At 67.6% G+C, this 18,125-nt stretch carries 17 protein-coding genes; 6 read left to right on the top strand and 11 right to left on the bottom strand.

Annotated features, from left to right (window positions below; genetic code table 11):
• The first annotated feature begins 6 nt into the window (after positions 1 to 6).
• From mptB to ACQY5A_RS09490, 4 genes are all read left to right on the top strand, one after another.
• Positions 7 to 1,713 (top strand): polyprenol phosphomannose-dependent alpha 1,6 mannosyltransferase MptB, encoded by a 1,707-nt coding sequence (mptB, locus tag ACQY5A_RS09475; protein WP_428340122.1) that lies wholly within the window; start codon positions 7 to 9, stop codon positions 1,711 to 1,713.
• Positions 1,710 to 2,654, top strand: a complete 945-nt coding sequence (locus tag ACQY5A_RS09480) for an ABC transporter ATP-binding protein (protein WP_428340123.1) — start codon at positions 1,710 to 1,712, stop codon at positions 2,652 to 2,654. The genes mptB and ACQY5A_RS09480 overlap by 4 nt, the downstream gene beginning before the upstream one ends.
• A gap of 65 nt (positions 2,655 to 2,719) precedes the next feature.
• Positions 2,720 to 3,430, top strand: a complete 711-nt coding sequence (locus ACQY5A_RS09485; RefSeq protein WP_428340458.1) for an ABC transporter permease — start codon at positions 2,720 to 2,722, stop codon at positions 3,428 to 3,430.
• A gap of 59 nt (positions 3,431 to 3,489) precedes the next feature.
• Positions 3,490 to 4,452 carry a COX15/CtaA family protein gene (locus ACQY5A_RS09490; protein ID WP_428340124.1) on the top strand — a complete coding sequence of 321 codons (963 nt, stop codon included), beginning with the start codon at positions 3,490 to 3,492 and terminating at the stop codon, positions 4,450 to 4,452.
• On the opposite strand, the gene ACQY5A_RS09495 is transcribed toward ACQY5A_RS09490, so the two are convergent.
• Complete coding sequence (locus ACQY5A_RS09495) at positions 4,402 to 5,076, bottom strand: hypothetical protein (protein ID WP_428340125.1); 675 nt, start codon at positions 5,074 to 5,076, stop codon at positions 4,402 to 4,404. The two genes, ACQY5A_RS09490 and ACQY5A_RS09495, sit on opposite strands and share 51 nt — an antisense overlap.
• Before the next feature lie 73 nt (positions 5,077 to 5,149).
• Between ACQY5A_RS09495 and ACQY5A_RS09500 the strand changes: the two genes are divergently transcribed.
• Both ACQY5A_RS09500 and ACQY5A_RS09505 read left to right on the top strand, forming a co-directional pair.
• Positions 5,150 to 5,881, top strand: coding sequence for an RNA-guided endonuclease TnpB family protein (locus ACQY5A_RS09500; protein ID WP_428340126.1), 732 nt, complete (start codon positions 5,150 to 5,152; stop codon positions 5,879 to 5,881).
• Between the two features lie 51 nt (positions 5,882 to 5,932).
• Positions 5,933 to 6,910 (top strand): quinone oxidoreductase family protein, encoded by a 978-nt coding sequence (locus tag ACQY5A_RS09505; protein ID WP_428340127.1) that lies wholly within the window; start codon positions 5,933 to 5,935, stop codon positions 6,908 to 6,910.
• A gap of 3 nt (positions 6,911 to 6,913) precedes the next feature.
• Here the strand turns inward: ACQY5A_RS09505 and ACQY5A_RS09510 are convergent, their stop codons facing one another.
• The 10 genes from ACQY5A_RS09510 to ACQY5A_RS09555 form a co-directional block, all read right to left on the bottom strand.
• Entirely contained in the window at positions 6,914 to 8,539 is a 1,626-nt protein-coding gene (locus ACQY5A_RS09510; RefSeq protein ID WP_428340128.1) for a PPE family protein, read from the bottom strand.
• A 251-nt stretch (positions 8,540 to 8,790) separates the two neighbouring features.
• Positions 8,791 to 9,081, bottom strand: a complete 291-nt coding sequence (locus ACQY5A_RS09515) for a WXG100 family type VII secretion target (protein WP_428340129.1) — start codon at positions 9,079 to 9,081, stop codon at positions 8,791 to 8,793.
• Positions 9,082 to 9,108: 27 nt separating this feature from the next.
• Positions 9,109 to 9,402 carry a type VII secretion system protein EsxG gene (gene esxG / locus ACQY5A_RS09520; protein ID WP_428340130.1) on the bottom strand — a complete coding sequence of 98 codons (294 nt, stop codon included), beginning with the start codon at positions 9,400 to 9,402 and terminating at the stop codon, positions 9,109 to 9,111.
• A gap of 46 nt (positions 9,403 to 9,448) precedes the next feature.
• Positions 9,449 to 11,113, bottom strand: a complete 1,665-nt coding sequence (locus ACQY5A_RS09525) for a PPE family protein (protein WP_428340131.1) — start codon at positions 11,111 to 11,113, stop codon at positions 9,449 to 9,451.
• A gap of 2 nt (positions 11,114 to 11,115) precedes the next feature.
• The gene (locus tag ACQY5A_RS09530; protein ID WP_428340132.1) at positions 11,116 to 11,424 is read right to left on the bottom strand and encodes a PE family protein; all 309 of its coding nucleotides are present in this window, start codon (positions 11,422 to 11,424) and stop codon (positions 11,116 to 11,118) included.
• 105 nt (positions 11,425 to 11,529) lie between these two features.
• Complete coding sequence (locus ACQY5A_RS09535; protein ID WP_428340133.1) at positions 11,530 to 12,489, bottom strand: hypothetical protein; 960 nt, start codon at positions 12,487 to 12,489, stop codon at positions 11,530 to 11,532.
• Complete coding sequence (locus tag ACQY5A_RS09540) at positions 12,489 to 13,673, bottom strand: JmjC domain-containing protein (protein WP_428340134.1); 1,185 nt, start codon at positions 13,671 to 13,673, stop codon at positions 12,489 to 12,491. The genes ACQY5A_RS09535 and ACQY5A_RS09540 overlap by 1 nt, the downstream gene beginning before the upstream one ends.
• Complete coding sequence (locus ACQY5A_RS09545) at positions 13,673 to 14,890, bottom strand: cupin domain-containing protein (RefSeq protein ID WP_428340135.1); 1,218 nt, start codon at positions 14,888 to 14,890, stop codon at positions 13,673 to 13,675. The genes ACQY5A_RS09540 and ACQY5A_RS09545 overlap by 1 nt, the downstream gene beginning before the upstream one ends.
• Positions 14,890 to 16,401, bottom strand: a complete 1,512-nt coding sequence (locus tag ACQY5A_RS09550; protein ID WP_428340136.1) for a PPE family protein — start codon at positions 16,399 to 16,401, stop codon at positions 14,890 to 14,892. The genes ACQY5A_RS09545 and ACQY5A_RS09550 overlap by 1 nt, the downstream gene beginning before the upstream one ends.
• Positions 16,402 to 16,512: 111 nt before the next feature.
• Positions 16,513 to 18,006, bottom strand: coding sequence for a PPE family protein (locus ACQY5A_RS09555; protein WP_428340137.1), 1,494 nt, complete (start codon positions 18,004 to 18,006; stop codon positions 16,513 to 16,515).
• Positions 18,007 to 18,125: the final 119 nt, after the last annotated feature.

Genomic DNA, 18,125 nt, shown 5'->3' on the forward strand with positions numbered 1-18,125 from the left:
GCTGTGATGGCAGACCGCCACCACTCGCTGAGTTCCTCGATCGCCAGCCTGCACGGCGACGAGCAGGCGGTCGGCCAACCCCTCCACAACGCCGAGCGGGTCGCGCTCGGTCGCACTCGGGTATTCGGCGCCACCGGCACGGTCCTGATGGCCATCGGCGCGCTCGGCGCCGGGGCCCGGCCGGTGGTCCAGGACCCGACGTTCGGGGTCCGGCTGCTCAACCTCCCGTCCCGGATCCAGACGGTGTCGCTGACGATGACCACCACCGGCGCGGTGATGATGGCCCTGGCCTGGCTGATGCTGGGCAGGTTCACGCTGGGTAAGCGACGGATGTCGCGGGGCGACCTGGACCGCACGCTGCTGCTGTGGGTGCTGCCGTTGCTCATCGCGCCGCCGATGTTCAGCAAGGACGTCTACTCGTATCTGGCCCAGAGCCGGATCTGCTGGCTGGGACTCGACCCCTACAAGGTGGGCCCGGCGACCGGCCTGGGCCTCGGCCACGTCTTTACACTGTCGGTGCCCAGCCTGTGGCGGGAGACCCCGGCACCCTACGGGCCGCTGTTCTTGTGGATGGGCCGCGGCATCTCCGCGTTGACCGGTGAGAACATCGTCGCCGCCGTGCTGTGCCACCGGCTGGTGGTCCTGCTCGGCGTCGGCCTGATCGTCTGGGCCACGCCGCGACTGGCCCGGCGCTGCGGGGTGGCCGAAGTCAGCGCGCTGTGGCTCGGGGCGGCCAATCCGCTGCTGATCATGCATCTGGTCGCGGGCATCCACAACGAGGCACCGATGCTAGGGCTGATGCTGGCCGGCACCGAGTTCGCGCTGCGCGGTGTCGACTCGACGCGCCCGCTGTGGCCCCGGCCGTGGCCGCGGGCCACCGGCGACCGGGCCGACTGGACGCCGCTGTGCATGTTGTTGGTCGGGGCGATCCTGATCGTGTTGTCGTCGCAGATCAAACTGCCGTCGCTGCTGGCGCTGGGCTTCGTCACGATGGCCCTGGCCCAGCGATACGGCGGCGGCCTCAAGGCCTTCCTGCTGACCGGAACCGTGATGGCGGCGCTGTCGCTGGCGGTGATGGCGGCGGTCGGCTCGGCCAGCCGGCTGGGCTTCGGCTGGATCTACACCCTCGGGACGGCCAACGTGGTGCGCAGTTGGATGTCGCCACCGACGCTGATCGCGCTGGGCACCGGGCAGGTCGGGATCCTGTTGGGTCTGGGCGATCACACCACCGCCGTGCTGTCACTGACCCGTGGCATCGGTGTCCTGATCATCGGCGTCATGGTCGCCTGGCTACTGCTGGCGGTCCTGCGCGGCCGGTTGCACCCGGTCGGTGGCCTCGGCGTCGCGCTCGGCGGGACGGTGTTGCTGTTTCCGGTTGTGCAGCCCTGGTACCTGCTGTGGGCCATCATCCCGTTGGCGGCGTGGGCCACCCGGCCCGGCTTCCGGCTTGCGGTGATCATCGTGACGATCGTCGTGGGCATCTTCGGCCCGACGGCCAACGGTGATCGGTTCGCGTTGTTCCAGATCGTGGACGCGACGGTGGCCAGCACGATTGTGGTGCTGATGCTGATCACGATCACCTACGACCGCCTGCCGTGGCGCCCGCTGCTCGCGGGGGAGCTCACCCACGATGTGGCGAAAGACAATCCGCCGCCTTCCGACGAGACCCCGCAGCCTGATCCGCTGCCCGGCGCTTACGCTCAATCGTCGTGAGCTCAGCATCCGATACCTCTGTGCGGCTCCGCGGGGTGTGCAAGCAGTACGGCTCGGGTGCTGCCGCGACCACCGCCGTCTCGCAGCTCGACCTCGAGGTGCACACCGCGGAGGTGCTGGCGTTACTCGGCCCCAACGGCGCCGGCAAGACCACGACCGTGGAAATGTGCGAAGGATTCGTCCGTCCCGATGCCGGAACCATCGAGGTGCTCGGGCTGAATCCGATCGCGGACAACGCGCGGCTGCGGCCGCGCATCGGGGTGATGCTGCAGGGTGGCGGCGGCTATCCCGCGGCCCGGGCCGGCGAGATGCTCAAGCTGGTGGCCTCCTACGCCGCCGACCCGCTCGACCCGCAGTGGCTCCTGGACACGCTCGGCCTGACGGAAGCGGCCCGAACCACCTACCGGCGACTCTCCGGCGGCCAACAGCAGCGGCTCGCGCTGGCCTGCGCCCTGGTCGGCCGGCCCGAGTTGGTCTTCCTCGACGAGCCCACCGCGGGTATGGACGCGCAGGCCCGAATCCTGGTGTGGGAGTTGATCGATGCGCTGCGCCGCGACGGTGTGACGGTGGTGCTGACCACTCATCAGCTCAAAGAAGCCGAGGAGCTGGCCGACCGGCTGGTCATCATCGACCGCGGGGTGACGGTGGCATCTGGAACGCCGTCCGAGTTGACCCGCAGCGGCGCCAAAGGCCAACTCCGGTTCAGCGCTCCCCCGCGCCTCGACCTGTCGCTGCTGGTGTTGGCCCTGCCGGAGAATTACCAGGCGTCCGAGGCGACGCCGGGCGAGTATCTGGTGGAGGGCGCCGTCGATCCGCAGGTGCTGGCCACCGTCACCGCGTGGTGCGCCCAGATCGACGTACTGGCCACCGATCTGCGAGTGGAACAGCGCAGCCTGGAGGACGTGTTCCTCGAGCTGACGGGACGGGAGCTACGGTCGTGACCATCCAGAGTCATTTCGCTGCAGGGACTTTCGCTCCCAACCCGCGGCCCGCCGCGGTGCCCAAGATGCTGGCCGCGCAATTCGGCCTCGAGCTGAAGCTCCTGCTGCGCAACGGTGAGCAGTTGTTGCTGACGATGTTCATCCCGATCACCCTGCTGGTCGGTCTGACGCTGCTGCCGTTGGGTTCGTTCGGCGACCACCGCGCTGCCACGTTCGTCCCGGCGATCATGGCGCTGGCCGTGATCTCGACAGCGTTCACTGGCCAGGCCATCGCGGTCGCGTTCGACCGTCGCTACGGCGCCCTCAAACGACTGGGCGCGACGGCGCTACCGGTGTGGGGCATCATCGCCGGCAAATCGGCGGCGGTCGTCACAGTCGTATTCCTGCAGTCAATCATCCTGGGCGCCATCGGTTTTGCGCTCGGTTGGCGACCGCATCCACTGGGCCTGGCACTTGGTGCGGCGGTGATCGCGCTGGGCACCGCGGTATTCGCGGCGCTCGGCCTGCTACTCGGCGGCACGCTGCGCGCCGAGATCGTGCTTGCGGTGGCCAACCTGTTGTGGTTCGTCTTCGCCGCCCTCGGCGCGCTGACCGTCGAATCCGGCTTCGTCGGGTCCGGGGTCAAGTGGGCGGCGCGGCTGACCCCCGCCGGTGCGCTGACCGAATCGCTGTCGCGCGCGATGAGCCTGTCGGTGGACTGGTTCGGCGTGCTGGTGCTGCTCGGGTGGGGCACGCTGGCCGGGCTGGCCGCGCTGCGCTGGTTCCGGTTCACCTGAGCGCGAGAGTGACGCTGACTTTTAGCTCGACCCGGCCCTACTACGCGACGTAGTTGCCGTTGCCCTACGATCGGGCGATGCCTGTCGGGCAATCATTGCGGCGTTTCTCGCGGCCCAGCCTTCGCGTGCAGCGGATCATCGCGGCGGCGGTGATCGTGACCCAAGGCGGCATCGCCGTTACCGGGGCGATCGTCCGTGTCACCGCATCCGGGCTGGGCTGCCCGACCTGGCCGCAGTGCTTTCCGGGCAGCTTCACTCCGGTTGCCGTCTCCGAGGTGCCTCTGATCCACCAGGCCGTCGAATTCGGCAACCGCTTGATCACCTTCGCGGTGGTGCTCACCGCGGCGTTCGCGGTGCTGGCAGTCACCCGCGCCCACCGCCGCGGCGAGGTGTTGTTCTACGCCTGGCTGATGCCGGCATCGACGGTGTTGCAGGCGGTGATCGGCGGCATCACCGTGCGCACCGGGCTGCTGTGGTGGACGGTGGCCGTCCACCTGCTGACCTCGATGACGATGGTCTGGCTTTCGGTGTTGCTGTACGTCAAAATCGGCGAGCCCGATGGCGGCCAGGTCCGCGACCACGTCGTCAAGCCGCTGCGACTGCTCACCGCGCTGAGCGCGGTGACGCTGGCCGCGGTGCTCCTGGCCGGGACCTTGGTCACCGCCGCGGGCCCGCACGCCGGTGACACCAGCCCGAACCGGACCGTGCCGCGGCTGCGCATCGAGATCACCACGCTGGTGCATGCGCACGCGTCGCTGTTGGTTGCCTACCTGGCGTTGCTGGTCGGCCTTGGGTTCGGGCTGCTGGCCGTGCAGGCGCCGCGACCGGTGCTGCTTCGGCTGGCCGTTCTGTTGGGGGCGGTGTTCGGCCAGGCCGCGGTGGGGACCGTGCAGTTCTTCACCGGGGTTCCGGCGGCGCTGGTCGCGGTGCACGTCGCCGGAGCGGCGATATGCACGGCAGCCACCGCGGCGCTATGGGCCTCGATGCGAGAGCGGGCCCAGCCCCAGCCGGTCGAGGGCTGACTCGACGCACAGCGCGAACTGACGTTGCGCGTCGTCGCGAGCACCGCCGGAGAGCAACCGCCAACCAAGCGATGGGGCAATCAGATTCAGCTCCCCCAGCTCGGCGTCGCCGGCATCCTGGATCACAACCGCGCGGGCATAGAGCAGCTCGTCGACGCCGACGCCGGTACGGTCGGCGGCCGCCACCAGGGCGGCCTGACCGATTTCCCACAGTTCGAAGTCGGCGTCGACCGGCGCGTCCTCGACGAACGCGTGGGCTTGCACGCCGCCCAGAAACACCAATGCGGTGCGCACCGCGGAGGCTGAGGGACGACGGCCTCGCAGGACCGGCACTCCGGCGCGGCCGAGGTCTCGCAGATGATGCCGGCCGGCGTTCCAGGCCACCACATCGGGCGCGTTCAGCAGATTGGGCACTCGCTTGGTCCACGCCAAAAACTCGGCGTGATCGCGGCTGTCCCGCAGGATCACCAGATCGGCGTCGAGCGTCCGCGGGTCGTCCCAGGCCAGCCAGCGCGCATGCAGGCCGCGCTTGCGCAATGCAGCCACCAAGCCGGCGTCGTCGCCGTCCGCGGATCCGGCCAGCACAATCCGGGGATGACGAATATCGGGGCGGGCCAACTTCATGCGGACTCCATAAGCCAGATATGCGCGGGGGACGACGCCCGTTGGTGTCGGTGCCGGCAGTTACTTTGCGGGTGTGTCTCGCTTTCGATTGTTGCCCACTACGGCTCAGCAGACGGTGTTGGTCGAACATTGCCGGCATGCCCGCTTCGTCTGGAATCTGGTCGTCTCGGCAGCGCTGTCCACCGGGGAACTGCTCCATTCGCCTACCCTCTCACCCAGTGAACGGCTCCGGCTGCGCCGGCAGCAGCAACGCCTCGCGCGCGCCACGCCTGGTTCCAAACGCCGAGCACGCACCAAGCTGGCGATCGCGAAACTTAAAGCCCGGGAGACGGACCGAAGACGGGATTGGGTGGAAAAGATCACCACCGATCTGGCGCGCCGCTTCGAAACCATTCGAGTAGAGGACCTCGACGTACGGGCGATGACCCGTTCTGCGCGCGGCACGGTGGACCAACCGGGTAATCAGGTTGCACAGAAGCGAGGTCTTAACCGCGCGATCAGTCGTCAGGGGTGGGGCCGAATGGTTGCTCGACTCGACCACAAAGCTGCGGGACGCCTCGAACGGGTCCCGGCTGCGTACACGTCGCAACGATGCTCGGCATGTGGGCACGTCGCACCCGAAAACCGCAAGAGCCAAGCGGTGTTCGCGTGCGTGGTCTGCCAGGCAGGGCCGTGCAACGCTGATGTGAACGCGGCCCGTACCATCGCCGCCGGACGGGCGGTGCCAGCACAGGGAGACCTCGCCGCGGGGCGGTCTGTGAACTGTGAACCTCAACCCAGCTCTCCTGCCCCTAGGCTCAGGTGAACGGGTGAAATCTCCGGACGTAAGTCCGCGGAGGACGTCAAGATAGTCAGCATGCACGCAATCGAAGTCGCCGAAATCGGCGGTCCCGAAGTCCTGAGATACGTCGAGAAGCCACCGCCGTCCCCCGCACCGGGTGAGGTGTTGATCGAAGCCGGGGCGATCGGCGTCAACTTCATCGACACGTACTTCCGCTCCGGCACCTACCCACGCGAGTTGCCGTTCGTGCTGGGCAACGAAGTGGCCGGGACGGTCGCCGCGATCGGTGACGGCGTGACCAACCTCGACGTCGGTGACCGGGTTGCGACCGCCGCCGCAGCATCGGGGTCCTACGCCGAATTCAGCACGGCACCAGCACAGTTCACAGCCCGCGTGCCGTCGGAGATCGGACTTGACGTGGCCGCTTCGGCCCTGCTGAAGGGCTTGACGGCGCACTACCTGATCTCGTCGGTGTACCCGGTGCAATCCGGCGACTCCGTCCTGGTGCACGCCGGCGCCGGCGGAGTCGGCCTGATTCTGACGCAGTGGTTGACGCACCGCGGTGCCCGGGTGATCACGACGGTGTCGACACCGGAGAAGGCCGAGCGGTCGCGGCAGGCCGGCGCTGCCGAGGTGCTGGATTACCCCGACGATCCGGCCGCGTTCGGGCAGCGGATCCGCGACCTGACTGACGGCGCCGGGGTTCCGGCCGTGTACGACGGCGTCGGAGCGAGCACCTTCGACGCCAGCCTGGCCAGCCTTGCCGTGCGCGGCACCCTGGCGCTGTTCGGCGCTGCCAGTGGACCGGTGCCGCCCGTCGACCCGCAACGGCTGAACACTGCGGGATCAGTATTTCTGACCCGCCCGGGACTGGTGCACTTCACCCGCACGGGCGAGGAATTTGCTTGGCGCGCAGGCGAATTGTTCGACGCGATCGGCGACGGCACGCTCAGCGTCGCGGTGGGCCACAGCTACCCGTTGGCCGACGCCGCTCAAGCACACCGCGACCTGCAGGGCCGTCAGACCATCGGATCGATCGTGCTTACGCCGTAGGCCTCACTGCTGCCCTCCGTCGGACTCCCAGCTGCCCGGCACCATCGGGATGGTCGGGCCGCTGCCGAACCCATCATCGGCCAGGGTGGCCAGCCCCGCTGCACGCCCGATGGCCTCGTTGCGCATCGCACCGGCAAATCCCAATGGACCCGCGCCGTTGCTTGACGCCAGCGACTCGCCGTCGGGGGGCGCGTCCCAGTCTGGATTCACTTCGATGTTCATGTCGGCGAACTCGTCGCCATGATCGCGCGAAATCGCGCGCCGACGGCGCCGCGCTTGGCGCTGACTACGCACGGCCGCGGCAGCTGCCGCGGCAGCGCTGTCGGGCTCGGGCGCTTTGCGCTTGGCACGCGACGCCGCGGCGGCGCTCATTCCTGAGTCGAACCCGATGCCGGGCGGGCCCACCGCGTACGGCGGCACAAAAGGTGCGCCCGGGGGCGGCAACGCCGGCGCAGGGCCAGCCACCGTGGCGGTGGGCGCCGGCGCCGGTGGGCTCGCCGGGGCGGGAGCCGATGTCGGCGCCGCCGCAGGGGCTACGGCCGATACGACGACGGTCGGGGTCGTCCCGACGGCCGGCACGGCAAGGGGCGCCGGCGCGAACACTGCGGGAATAACGGGCATTGTGATCGGCGGAATCGCGGCCAGGCCCGCGAGGCTGCCGGCAGAGCCGACGGAGGCGATCGCGAAGGCGGGGGCGATGGCCGGCGAGATCAGCGGATACAAGATGGTCGGATAGTCGTCGGCGCTGAGGAGCAATGTGAACGGATTCTGCAGCACCCCAAGCGGATTGGCCAGGAAATTGCTGATGATGTGCTGTACGAATCCCACCGGATCTGTGAGCAATTCGAAGATGTGGTCGCCGCCGAAGCCGTAGTAAAGGTCGGACAGCACAGGGAAGTTGTTCACGAACGATTCGAAGATCTGCTGGGTATATCCCACCGGATTCTGCAGGAACGCCGTCACGTTGAAGTTCTGCACCACATTCAGCAACGACGACTCCAGGTCGGACAGGTTGAGCGTGGACGCGTCATGCAGCAGCTGCTCGATCGCCGCGATGGCGTTGTTTACGCTGGTGCCATACGACGCCGCTGGGCTGATCACCGTCGGCGCCGGTTGGGTTTGCGGCGACATGGCCACCGCCGCGGCAGAGACCGCCTGATAACTCGTCATCGTGGTGGCGGCTTGGACCCACATCCGGACATAGTCGGCCTCGTTGAGCGCGATCGGAATCGTGTTGATGCCAAAGAAGTTGGTGGCGAGCAACACCCCGTGGATCGCATGATTGGCGGCCAGTTCGGCGAGGGTCGGCATGGCCGCCAGCGCGGCGATGTAAGCCGCGGCCGCGGTCTCCTGACGGGCGGCCGCTGCCGTGCTGTCCGTGCTGGCCTGCATCAACCAGGCCAGATAGGGCACATGCGCGGCCGCATACGATTCAGCGCTCGGCCCCTCCCATCCGCCAGCCTGTACCGACGCCAACACGGCGGTGAGTTCGTCAGCCGCCGAAGCGTATTCGGCACTCAACGAACTCCACGCCGCGGCGGCAACCAACAGCGAACCCGGCCCCGGACCGCTGCTCAGCAGGGCCGAATGCACTTCGGGCGGCGAGGCCATCCAAACGGGCGCGGTCATCGTCAGGCGGCGTCGATCGGATGAAAGACTGGTGCCGCGATATCTTCTGCGGCACTGCGGGATTGGGATTCGGCTGCCCCGGCTCGGGTCGCAAGCATCCTGATAACACGGTCGACGACGTCGCAGCGGTATGAATCTGATTCGATAACGACCGACGGAGTTAGCATTGCCTAAGCTAACACGTCGAAGCGCCTAGGTGAAGCGGCGGGGGGCTGCGGGCACTTCTGCAGCGGAGAATCACATCCGCTTGGTCAGCCGCCCCACTTGGCGCCTTCGGCCGAGTCGCGGGCCAGCATCGAGGTGGTGTTGTTCTCATGGGTGTTCGCCATCGCCCGATACGACAACACCAACTGCTCCAGCGCCTGATTCCACTGCGCCTGCCACGCTTGATAACTCAGCCCGGTGTCACCCTGCCACCCCGACTGCAACGCAGCCTGCTCGGCAGAGATATCGGCACCCAAGCTCTGCATCGTGCCCGCATACCCGGCCATATCTGCCGAATGCGCCAGCATCGCCGGGTAGTTGTACATGATCTGCGACATCACAAACCCTTTCGCTTAGAGGTCGACTCAGAAACCGGGGTAGCTGCTCGCCGCAGCACTGTCCGCGGCCACATACGTGCCCGCCGCATCACCCAAGTTGGCCTGAGCGATATCCAGCAGCGAATTCACCTTCGCCGCCGCCGCCACAAAACGGGCATGCGCGGCCTGAAACGCCGCCGCCGAATCACCGGCATGAAACGCCTGCGACGCCATCGCTTCCTGCTCGGCCTGACCGATCGTCGACCGCATCAACCCCGCCTTGGCCCCAAACGCCGACTGCGACGCCACCAACTGCGGAATGTGAGCATCCAACAAACTCATCCCGAAATCCTCTCCTCGTCCGATTACCGTTGCCACACAGACACATTCAGCTGCCACTCCCCTCGTCTGGCGACCCTTCGGGTGACCAGGTGTTGGGCAACATGGGCATTGTCGGCCCGCTTCCGAAACCGTCGTCCGTCAGCGTAGCCAATCCGGTCGCCTGTTCACCGCTCTTCGTCACGGTGCCCGAGAACCCCAGCGGACCCGCGCCGTGGCCCGACGCCTCCGTCGAAACACTCCAGACCGGGCTGACACCGACGTTCATGTCGGCGAATTCGTCGGCGTGGTCGTGCTGCGTCGCGCGCCGGCGCCGCCGTTGCGGCTTTTCAGCGGCGGCGGCGACCGCCGCTGCGGCGGCCTCGGGCGCCTTCGACGCACCGCGCGATGTCGGCTCTTGGGTCTTGGCTTTGGTGCTCATCCACGACTCCGCCGTGGGGCCGCCGACGATATACGGCGGCGAAAAGCCTGGCCCAGCCGCAGGCGGCGGCGACGGGGCGGGTGGCGGCGGTGCGGCCGGTGCGCTTGCTGGACTGGCAGGCGTCGGAGACGGGGGCGGGGCGGTGGGAGTCACAGACGACGCCATAACAGCAGGAGCCGGAGCACTGACCGGGAACAGCGCGGGCGCGCTGGCGGGGTCAACGGGTAGCACCGTCGGCGGTTGAGCCAGCGCACCGAGGCCGGCCAGCCCAGCTGCGCCCGCTCCCAGGGGTGCGAGCGCCGCGCCTCCCGCCGCGACAAAGAGCGCCGGACTCTGGCTGAGGAAAATCGCGACTTCCTCGATGTGAAGCGGAAAGTCGAATAGCTCCCAGCTGAAGAGGTATTGGAAAGCCGCCACCGGGTTTTGCACGAGGTCGGTGCCGAACTGTTGAAAGTCCTCGAAGAGTTCGAGTGCTCGAGCAACGTAGTAGATCGCTACGCCCGGGTTCGCGTAAGAGTCGTAGCTGGCGCCGTTGACGGTGCCCGCCGCCGGGTCCCAATTAATTCCGAAGTCTTTGAGGAAGTTCGCCAGGGCGTCATCAAATGGGTAATCGAGCGTCGGGGCGTGGGCAACCGGGGAGTTTCCAATACCAAGTTTGTCTAAGAAATCCCGGAGCCACTGCGGAAGCCCCAAGGGGTTATCGCCGCTGAGCCCGCTGTAAGGATCCCCGCTATCGGCAGCCCGCGCGCCGTTGGTTTTCAGAATCACGGGCGCAGCGTCGGTGGCGGGCGTCGATGCTACCGCGGTATCGGCGACCATCTGGTAGGCGCTCATCGTGGTGGCGGCCTGGACCCACATCCGGACGTAGTCGGCTTCGTTGACCGCGATCGGAATCGTGTTGATGCCAAAGAAATTCGTAGCCTGCAGCACCCCGTGCACCACGTGATTGGTGGCCAATTCCGGCATGGTGGGCATCGCTGCCAAAGCGGCGGTGTACGCGGCGGCCGCGGTCTCGTGCTGTGTAGCGGCGGCGGCACTGTCGGCGCTGGCCTTGGTCAGCCAGGCCAGATACGGCACGTACGCCGACACGAACGATTCGGCACTGGGCCCCTGCCAGGCTCCGGTTTGTACCTCGGCAAGCACCGAGCTGAGTTCTTCGGCCACCGAGGTGTATTCGGCGCTCAGCGAGTTCCACGCCCCCGCGGCCTCCAGCAGCGAGCTGGGTCCGGGACTACTGCTCAACAACGTCGAGTGCAGCTCGGGCGGCGCTGCCATGTAGATGGGCGCCGTCATCGTCAGCCCCAGACGCCGTGATACGAGCCCGCTGCGGCGGCATCGGCGGCGGCGTACGTTGCGCCCGACTCGGCAACCCCGACACTGGAACGGCCGAGCTCCTCGGTGCCTTGGGCGGCTACCGCCGCGTGCTGGCCCCCGCGGAGACTGAAGTCGGCCGCGGTCTGCAACGACACCGGGTCTGCCGCGGCGGGAACCACTGCGGTGATCAGCGGCGCCGAACCCGCTTGCGCCGACGCCAGCCGAGCCGTCAGGGCTTCGATCCGCGCGCTGGCGGCCACGAGACCTTCTGGTACGACGCGCAGTGTCATGACAGCCCTCCGGAATACCGTGATGAATATGATTTTCATTAGCATTTGTAGCACACCGGGGAGGGATTGGAAACTCGACCGGCCGACGGCGTTTCCTCCCGGTGGCTACCGGCGGGACGCCAGCAGCCGATAGCCGGGCTCGGCGAAACGCTGGGCGGCTTGTCTCATCTCGTCGGTGATCGGACGGCGCTCCGGATCATCGCCCGAAAATTGTTTCGCTTCCATGTCTTTCGAGTAGAACGCGGACAGCTCGGTCATGCGCTCAATCGCCGCGGCGTCAACCTCGATCCCGAAGTGCGGTGCCACCTGCCGCCACACCGCGGTGGGCAACTCGGCGTGGTCGACGCAGACCCGGCGGGCAGGGCCGGTGGCTGCCGAGAACAACATCGCGCCGAGCGCGCGGGCGGCGAACTCAACGCGCGTCATGCTCGACACGGTCGCCGGGTCGATGCCGAATTGCCGCGCGGTCTGCGGCGGCGGTGCCTGGTGTCCGAGCCAGCCCGGCGGAGTCGCCAGCAGCGACGCGACCACCTGCGCCGGGTCGCGCTGAACCCAGACCCACGGCGTGTCCGGAAAGGCCGCGGTCAGGATTTCCTGGCGGCGGATGTTCCAGCTGGTGCACTTGAGCACCAGCAGGTGTTCGTCCCCGTGGCGGCGTCGGCCCAGCGCTCGTACCAACATGCGGACCACCTGGACCAGCACTGCCCCGTCGACTCGCTGCGGGTCGAGGCCCAGAAGCGCGTTCAGCGGCGAGGGCTCGGCAATGACGACGACCCCGGGAACCGTTGCCAGCAAACGTGATACGACCGTCGAACCGCACCGCGAGAAGTGAAAGACCATGCCGGCCGGGGCAAGCGACGGCTCGTCGTCGAGGGCCAGCAACGCATCGAGTCCGGTTCTGACAAGCGGCCGGGCCTGCGGTCCGGTGGCCCAGCGCGCAACGGTCTGGTCGAAGAACGGCTCGACGAAACGCTCGGCCGAGAGATCGGCCCAGTCGACGGTCGGGGTGGACCCGGAGAAGTCGAATCGTATCGGCGTCCACCGGGCCAGGTCGGCGACGTCCATCAGTCGTCCGGCAGCCGGATCAGGAAACCTTGCAGGATCAAGCTTCTGGCGAGCTCGAGACGCTGCACCTCGGACAGCCCGGGCAAATCGCGAATCCGAAAAGGCGCAGTGCTTTTCGCGAGGAACGCCGCGGCGCCCTTGTGGTCAGCGGTGAGATTCACCACGGACTGGGCGAAATGCAACGCCACGGCATCGGATGTCTCGGTTACCCGCGCGTAGAGAGGTTGGCATTTGATTACGCGGGTCTGGTCGCCGATCGCGACCGCGTCCGAGATCCCGGCGACCAGCGGTGTGCATCGGCCGCGCTTGACGAGATCAGCCTCGAGCGAATCGAGGCCGGCGGCAATGGCTTCCGGTTGTTCCAGCGCTTCGGTGATCCCGCGCACGAAGGCGCCCAGACCGGACCGCACGCCAGGATCGGACAAGTAGCGCGGCGGCAGTTGAGCGTGGATACCATCATCAGAGTTGTGCAATGCGTTCAGCGCCCGGGTGGCAAGCAGGAAGAGCGTGGGTGCGTGCAGGCCAACCGTCAAGTGCACCGACAGCTCCGACGTCGATTCGGCGGCATGCACCCGCCCGCGTGGCACATAGAGCACATCGCCGGCCTCCAGACGCATGTCGACCGGGGCGGGCAAATCGGCGGTGGACATCGCTTCATGGCGCCACATCTCGTGCGGGGCCACATCGACGCCCTGGTAGATATGCCAGATCTTGGATCCCTGAAGTTGCACGATCAGCGCGTCGTGGTCGTCGGAATGAGCTGAGAATCCTTGCGATTCCGGCGGGGTGAAATACGCATTGACCTGGGTCGCGAAGTTCAGCTCGACCTCGATGGAGTGTGACAACGCGGCGATCGCGCGCGCATAGCGCTGAACGCTGTCGAGAACGATGGTGTAGCCGTCGGCAAAGTCTCGGCTGATGGCCGCCGCGTCGAAACCACCATCGGCGAGTCGGTAAACGTACTGATCTTTTCGCGTGCTCTCCCGCACCAGGCTGACCAGCGACAGGTGCGGCCGAAACAACGCGAGTAAACCGTCGACCGAGTCGGCGTCTTCACGAAGGCCGTCGAGATAGTCGGCACGATCTCGGCTGACGTGGTGATGGGCGCTCCCCCAGATCGCGCCGAGAAATTCGTCAACCGTGAGCGGGTCGAGCAACCAGGCCAACGAAAAGTGTTCCGGCATCAGCTGTTCTCGGCGCTGCTCAGCGGAGCCAGGAATCCACTGATGATGAGGGTCCGAGCGAAATCCGTCTGCTGGTCGGCGCGCAAGCCCGGCAGCTCGCCGACCCGAAAGGGCTCGACGCTGTGCGCAACGAATCGCATCGCATCTTCGTGGTCGGCGCCGGCTTCGATCGACAAGCTGGCGAACCGCAACGTCACACCATCGCCGGCAGTCTTGACATGTGCATACAGGGGTCGGTGCTTCACCACCCAAGTCTGCCCGTCAATCGCGTTGGCGCTGGTTATTTTTCCGACCGGCGGACATGTTCCGCGCCGTACCAGGACATCCGCCAGTAAGCCGACGCCGTCGTTTAGGGCCGCTGAGTCATCGACCCCGGCAATCGCGTCGCGCACCAGATCCCGGACCGTGGCATCGAGATCGTGGTCGTCGAGATGCCGCGCCGGCAACCGGGCGTTGAGCCGGTCATCCCGGAAACTCTGTGCATGTAGCGCACCGATGGCGAGCATGAGCACGGTGGGCGCGTGGATTCCAACGGTCAGGTGGACCGATGGCTCGGTGTGAGTCTGCGCGGAATGGACACGACCACGGGGGACGTACAACACGTCGCCGGCCTCCAACAGCAACTCCGTTGGCGTCGAGAGGCTTTCGAGCGCGACGGCTTTGTCGGCGTCGCGTTGGATCTCACGGGCCGCCCGGTCGGCGCCGACATAGAGATGCCAGGTTTTGGACCCCTGGAGTTGCAGGACCATGACGTCGTGGTGGTCGTAGTGCGGGACGAGGCCGCTGGATTGCGGCGGCGTGATGTAGGCGTTCACCTGCGTCGGAAAGTTCAGCTCGACCTCGAGCGACCGGGCCAACGTGCCGATCGTCCGGACGTACTGCTCGATGCCGTCCATGACGATGGTGTAGCCGTCGGCGAAGTCGTTGCGGACACCAGCGACATCGAGACTGCCGTCGGCGAGTCGGTAGTTGTCCGGGCCCTTTTTGTCGTGTCCCCGAACCAGTCGTATCCCCGACGGCTGGAGTCGCAACAATTCCAGGAGGCCGTCAGGCGTCGCCGGTTGCGGGAAGAGGCCGTCGAAATAATCGGCACGGCCCCGCGCGACGTGGTGGTGGTCGTTGCCCCAGCTCTCGCCGAGAAAAGTGTCGACGGGAATTGGGTCAAGCAGCCATGCCAGCGACAAGACGGGGGGAACGCCCGGTGAGCGCTGCCGCATCAGTCGTGTTCTCCGCCTGCTTCCACTTCGCCGTCCTGATCGGCGTTCCAGGTGCTCGGCACCATCGGCAGCACCGCGCCGCCGCCGAAGTCATCATCGTCGAGGGTAGCCAAACCCGCTGCGGCCGAGACCTTTTTGCGTGCGGTGCCGGCGAATCCCACCGGTCCGGCGCCGCGGTCAGAGGTCGAGGTCGATCCCGCATGGGTCTCAGCCCATACCGGAGCGACATTGATATTCATTTCCATAAACTCGTGAGCGTACCCGCGCATCCCCGCCCGTCGGCGCCGCCTCGACCGGAGTTGCCCGCGCGCTGCCGCAGCGCCTGTGGTGGCGGCGGCAGTGGGCTCAGCGGCGTTGTTCTTATTGCCCGCACCGGCGCCGCTGCCCATGCCTGAACCCGACCCGATCCCGGGCGGCCCGACGGCGTAGGGCGGGACAAAGCCTGGCCCCGCGGCGGCCGGCGGCGGCGGCGACGCGAGGGTCGCGACGGATCCCGCCGGGGAAACCGGCGCCGATGTGGGCGCTGCCGTCGGCGTGCCCGGGGCTCCGATCGCGACGGGACTGCCGGTCGCGGCCGGCAAGGTCGAGATTTGGGGCGCCGGCGCCGGAACCTCGGCAGGGATCTGCGCGGCCTCGGGCTGAACTCCAGCCAAGCCGGCCAAGCCGGCGACGCCCCCCGCCAACGCGATCGGCGCGATCAGCGGAAGCGCGTACACCTCGGGGAACGCGCTGAGAAACTCCCCGACGTGGCCCACCTCGTCGGTGACCAGTCCGCCGATGTCCGCCGAGAGCTGCGTCAGCCCCTGAACCGGGTTCTGTTCGATCAGGCCGATGTCGCGCTGCAGGGTCTGGGTGATCTCCGTGATGCGATTGACGTACCAGCTCAGTTGGTACGGGTCCCCGGAGTCGTCGTCGACGATGGGCAGTGTCGAACTGTCTCCGGACTGGCTGTCCGCGGGCTGGGCACTGGTGGCATTGACGATCTTCGGCGCCACGTCGGTCTGCGGGGCCGCAGCCAATGCTGTGGTCGACACCGCGTGATAAGTGGTCATGGTGGCGGCGGCCTGGACCCACATCCGCACGTAGTCCGCCTCGTTGAGCGCAATCGGAATGGTGTTGATACCAAAGAAGTTGGTCGCCGTCAGCACGCCGTGCACCACGTGGTTGGCGGTCAACTCCGGCACGGTCGGCATGGTCGCGAGCGCGGTCGTGTACGCGGCCGCCGCCGTCTCGTGCTGGGTGGCCTCGGCAGCGCTTTTGGCACTGGCCTGCATCAGCCACGCCAGGTAGGGCACATGGGCTGCCACGTAACGCTCGGCACTCGGGCCCTGCCATGCGCCGGCCTGCACCCCGGCCAGCACGTCGCTGAGTTCGTCGGCGACTGAGGCGTATTCGCCGCTCAACGAACTCCACGCATTCGCCGCGGCCAGTAGCGACCCCGGCCCCGGCCCGCTGCTCAGCAACGCCGAATGCACCTCCGGCGGCGCGGCCATCCACACCGGTGCCGTCATGGCCTCGTACCCGAGGCACAGCCGACACCGGTCCAAATCATGTCAGAAGTCAATACGACGGGCTGTCGTAGAACAAGACGGGATACAGGTAAGGGGTATCTGCGGCGCAGCTCAGCGCCGCTTTTCGGCGGGCGCCCAGGTGCTGGGCAACATGGGCATGCTCGGACCCCCGCCGAACCCCTCATCGGACAGCGTCGCGAGCCCGGTCGCCCGCTCGGTGCCGGTGGCGGTCGTTCCGGAAAATCCAAGCGGACCCGCGCCGCGACCCGACTCCGCCGTCGGCACCGTCCATTCCGGCTCGACGCCGACGTCCATGTCCATGAACTCACGCGAGTGCAGGCGCATGCGCTGCCGTCGCCGCGTCCGGGTGCGGTCCGGCGCGCCGGCGGCGACCGCTGCGGCTGCCGCGGGCGCTTTCGAGCCGCCACGCGAGGTCGGCTCCTGGGTCTTGGCCTGCGCACTCAGCGCAGACGCCAGCGATGCGCCGCCGACCGCGTAGGGGGGCGAGAAGCCCGGCCCGCTTCCCGGCGGCGGGCTGCCAGATGCGCTGACAGTGCTCGGCGCCGGAGCGCTGGACACGGCCGGCGTATGGCCGGCGCCGGGTTCGATGCTGCCGATGCCGGACGTCGACGGCGTCGCGCTGACCGGCGCGGGAGTGACCGGGGTGGCTGGCACCGCCGCGACCACCGGGACAGACGCACCCGGGATGCCCGCTACCCCGGCGAGGCCCGCGAACCCGGCGAGGCCCGCCCCTAAGGCCGCGGGGATGGCAAAGGGCAACAGGAACGGCGCTGCCTGCACCAGAGGCCAGAACAGGACCAAGGTGTGAAAGACCGTCCAGCCCAGCGCGGAGGCCAACGCCGGCGAGAGGCCTGGGATCGCCGACTGCAGCGCGCTGGCCACGCCGCTGGCGAACGGAAACGCCGGCAACGGCCAGCCGTTCGGATAGAGCAGCTCGCCCAGCGGTTGAGCGAAACCCTGGGTGTAGTGGCTGAGTAGGGTGGCGAGCTGGTCCTGCCAGGAAGTGCCCGCGGCTTGCGTTGCGGCAGAGGATGATTGGGCGACGGCCGTCAATATCTGCGGCGCGGGCTCGGCGGTCGGTACCGCGGCGAGGGCCGATCCGGCGACGGCCTGATAGGTGCTCATCGTGGTGGCGGCCTGCACCCACATCCGCACATAGTCGGCCTCGTTCAGCGCGATCGGAATGGTGTTGATGCCAAAAAAATTCGTCGCCGTCAGCACGCCGTGCGCCACGTGGTTGGTGGTCAACTCCGGCACGGTCGGCATGGCTGCCAGCGCGCCGATGTAGGCCGCGGCCGCGGTCTCGTGTTGCGCGGCGGCCGCCGCGCTGTCGGCGCTGGCCTGTGCCAGCCAGGCCAGGTACCGAGCGTGCGCAGCGACGTACTGCTCAGCGCTCGGGCCCTGCCAGGCGCCGGATTGCACGCCCGCCAGCACGGTCGTCAGCTCGTCGGCGACGTCGGCGTATTCGGTGCTCAGCGACGACCACGCGCCGGCGGCAGTCAACAGTGACCCCGGACCGGGGCCGCTGCTGAGCAATGTCGAATGCACTTCGGGCGGCAACGCCAGCCAGATCGGCGCGGTCATGAAGTTCGGTCGGAATCGTACACGGAGTCAGCCGTCGAAGAGGTCACGACAGCATTGAAAACTACACCGCGTCGTAGTCGCAAGACCCCGTCGGGGTATAGGGTATTCGCAGGTCCGGG

Source organism: Mycobacterium sp., assembly GCF_965277065.1.
Taxonomy (GTDB): Bacteria; Actinomycetota; Actinomycetes; order Mycobacteriales; family Mycobacteriaceae; genus Mycobacterium.